Source organism: Pseudomonadota bacterium (assembly GCA_030859565.1).
Classification (GTDB): domain Bacteria; phylum Pseudomonadota; class Gammaproteobacteria; order JACCXJ01; family JACCXJ01; genus USCg-Taylor.
Window position 1 is genome coordinate 1 of record JALZJW010000296.1, and the last position, 2,049, is coordinate 2,049.

Below are 2,049 nucleotides of genomic sequence, written 5' to 3' on the forward strand. Positions count from 1 at the left end.
GTGTTTGTACAGGCTCGGTCGTCGCCTGCTTGGTGGGGGTATTCATAGTATTTGGGCTCCTAAAAATGCAGGGGAATGTTCTCGAATCTTCGGACCGGATCTGAGCGCCCGCATCGGCTCCAATTGGAACAAGGCTCAACTCGTAAGGCTCCCAATCGAGGGCCCGGTAAATCGGCAGGCCCGCGCTTGTTTCGTCGGGCGGCAGCTCAGCGAGTTCGTGAACAACGTATCCTTGGCTGACGTTTCTAAGAATGCCGTCAAGAACGTCGTGTAAAATCGGCTGGACGTCTGCGCGGTCCGAAAACCGGATCTTTGCGGTCCCCTGGCTCCCATGAAGTTGCGCGCTTTCGACAACACCGATCACGGCGTTGAGATCGCCGGATCGGTGGCTGTTCAACAGAGGCGCGCCGTTTTGCAGCCTGCCCAGGCGCACAGACTCGGGGGCCAGACTCAGCTCTTCGAAAAAGTGGCGGCCGCGGATCCAGTCGTACCGCCGAACGCGAGCGCCGGATGTCCAAACAAGCGTTGCGGTGCGCGACGCGGGATCGACACTGCTGATCGGCGCAGATCTGGTTTGTAGCGGTAGATCCAGCGTCAGTGACATGGCGCCGCCTTTTCAACAACCTGATTTCGATCCTGCTCGCGCATCGCCTCCGCGATGGCGCCACCTGGGGCTATGCAAATCGCAGTCGAGCTGCTTGTCCGGTGCCGTGATGGTGCGAGTCTAGTCGCGGTTCTCCGCGTATCCATTCAGAAAAAGGAGAATCGTTGCCATCCCTGCGCATTACTGTCATTTATGCCAGCCCCACAGATGCTCGCTCTATTGTGCCAGCGTTTAACTCGTATCCGATAAATCGGCGTCCAAGATCTACCGCTGCCTTGGCAGTGGTCCCGCTTCCTAAAAAGAAATCGACGACATACCCGCCTGGCGCAGAAAGGCTCTGTATGAAATATCGAGCCTCAATGGACGACTGCTGCCATTCGTGATTATCTTTCTCCCTATCTCCGAGCACGATGTCCGCCATTATGTTTTGAACATTCCCTCTGGTCTGCTTGACGTACCACACCAATGGCTTCCAGCCACAGCGGATCCCTAATTTTTGGAGTAGCTGATCGCCGCCACCATGGATAGCCGCGCATGTCCACCAATAAACCAGGTGTTTCCCGCACCCATGAAAAACACCAGGCAAATGTTTTTGTCCGCTATAGGCGATGAAACTTCCACCTGGCTTCAGGATGCGTGCTGCTACTTCGGCTGCTTTCTCGTAGAGAGGCACCGAATCAGCGTCATACGGAGGGTCAGTAAAAATCAGATCAACACTGTTGTCTGGTATATCGCGCGAGAGTTCGTAGAAATCTCCGTGAAATATCCCTCGCGGTAGCTCCGTCGTAACCGCGCGGTGGAGGTCAGAGCGCCGCTTTTCCTCGTTAGCCTGGCGAGTCGCATGCGTAGCTAAGGCATCCGAGGTTACCGCTCTACCTTTCTCCCTGCACGCGGCAAAACATGCCTCGATGTCCGCCTCTGGAATCTCAGCTATCTGCTCGCAGCGGTGCGCTTCGGATGTTGAGATGCCGGCGGCGGCGAGGACTGCGGCTTTTGAGGTCTTCCCTGCACTGGGAAGACCATGAGCCATCGCCCCGCTCTCTTCTGGCGCAATCGTCTCCACCTCCAAACTCAGCTCCCCAATCCTTCGCTTGGCTCTGACCCGTATCTCTGCGGCGTCGATCTCCATCTCGACGTTCCGCGCCTGCCTCGCATAGGCGGCTAGCGCCGCTGCCTTGTCAGCAATGTCCTTTGCCTCATCTACTGATGCAGCAGCCGCAATCGCTCGGCACGCTTCGTCGTACTTAACAAGGCTGTTCATGTCGCCGACTAACCCGGAGCGATCGGGTGAATTCTTCAGCGTCTTCCCCCCCTGTTTCATCGGTTTTGCTCCCGAGTAGCGAAGCACCTGGCTATAGGCGCGCAAGGTCTCAACAGGAATAGCTCCGGCGGCGATGTCGTCGAAGTCGAAGGAGTTCAACCATGCTCATGAACGTTTCCACGTC

The 2,049-nt window shown here is 56.8% G+C and carries 2 protein-coding genes; both read right to left on the bottom strand.

Annotated features, from left to right (window positions below; genetic code table 11):
* Nucleotides 1–604 (bottom strand): peptidase U35 (locus M3436_20975; GenBank protein MDQ3566438.1); only part of this gene is annotated, 604 nt, incomplete at its 3' end.
* Between the two features lie 190 nt (nt 605–794).
* On the bottom strand, nt 795–2,024 hold the full coding sequence (locus M3436_20980; GenBank protein ID MDQ3566439.1) for a hypothetical protein: 1,230 nt from the start codon (nt 2,022–2,024) through the stop codon (nt 795–797).
* Between the last annotated feature and the right edge of the window lie 25 nt (nt 2,025–2,049).